The organism is Salinisphaera sp. G21_0 (genome assembly GCF_017744115.1).
Taxonomy (GTDB): domain Bacteria; phylum Pseudomonadota; class Gammaproteobacteria; order Pseudomonadales; family Endozoicomonadaceae; genus Endozoicomonas.
In genome coordinates this window covers 1-1,156 of record NZ_JAGHQW010000179.1, presented here as the reverse complement: position 1 = coordinate 1,156, position 1,156 = coordinate 1, and the positions used below count along the sequence as shown (strand labels likewise).

Sequence of the window (1,156 nt, the reverse complement as noted above, 5' to 3'; positions counted from 1 at the left end):
TTCCGATATTGGGGAATAGAGAACTTGAACTATTGGAACCCTATCGGAAAGAGATGATACTTCCGCAGTTAATGAGTGTTCTCCAAAAGATCAACCATTATGATGTGGATAAACAGACACAAAACGCCTGGCATTCAGCCTTGGAATGCAGAAAAGAAGACCCTTTTGGGCTGAACGGAATTGACATTGACATTTGGGAATCGGATTTATTGTCGCCGGATTTTGATTTATCTGCGACCGGGTCAGAACGGGTCAACAACCACCATGACTGGCTTGAAGAGTTCTATGAGACCGTTTTTCATGCCACCAATAATGGCTGATTTTCAGCATGGTGCGTAATTTGAGCTATAAATGAAACTTTTTAACGGCCACACACTCCAAAAAAACCTATAAATGCACTAACGGAAGTATCATTAATGATTTCTGGAAATCCAATACATGCCCAGAAAAATGATCTGGGAGCGGCTCTTGATTCGGCACCTTCTGATTCTGGCAGTTGGCTCGGCCGCACTGCGACTCACAACCCTTCTCCCCATGATGCTTCTTCCTATCATTCTCCGGGCACGGCATACCAACCCTCGGCTCCAGTTACTAAAACGAGATCGGCGACTGTTCAGGCAAGCCCCGATAGTGGCATGCGACTCCCTGTGCATAAACTGGTGGAGTGTCAGCTGTCATTGCAAAAAGGGTTTAGTGTGGTTTCTAATGCTCTTCAGATAATGTTGCTACGTAGCTCAATGCCTCACTGCCCACCTTCTCTCGGGAAACAATTGGATTTTCTTGAAACTAAAGAACCGTTTGATGACGAGCTCTTTCTGGAATTGGCAGGGCTTTTACGCGCAGACCCATCGGTTATTACAGGTCATCAGCAACTTGATAAATCTGTAAAGATTGATGTGTTGAAAGGTTTGTATCGCCAGCTCAAGGATGTTCCAAAAGTGCAGTTGGAGAAGGCACTTTCTCAACAGGCTCATTTAGAATCGATTAAACAGAACTTTGAACGCGATGCTCCGGAAGACAGGTTTTGTTGGCTATGTTTCCCTTAAGGGTTGATGGGTCTAAACTGTCGTAAGCCCCTGCTACGCGAGACTCTGTTATGCAGTCCCAACAGTTTCAAGATCTTCTTAATGCTATAGCGTTATTAACCAGTCAGCAG

At 44.9% G+C, this 1,156-nt stretch carries 2 protein-coding genes; both read left to right on the top strand.

Features of this window, described 5'->3' with window-relative positions:
• The coding region (locus J7439_RS25530) for a hypothetical protein (RefSeq protein WP_209204869.1) at positions 1 to 320 on the top strand (320 nt) is incomplete at its 5' end.
• A 96-nt stretch (positions 321 to 416) separates the two neighbouring features.
• Positions 417 to 1,046, top strand: a complete 630-nt coding sequence (locus J7439_RS25525; protein WP_209204868.1) for a hypothetical protein — start codon at positions 417 to 419, stop codon at positions 1,044 to 1,046.
• The last annotated feature ends 110 nt before the right edge of the window (positions 1,047 to 1,156 follow it).

Bases quoted from the DNA above. Each gene is read 5' to 3' on its own strand.
- J7439_RS25525 (WP_209204868.1), top strand. From the start codon at position 417: ATGATTTCTGGAAATCCAATACATGCCCAGAAAAATGATCTGGGAGCG.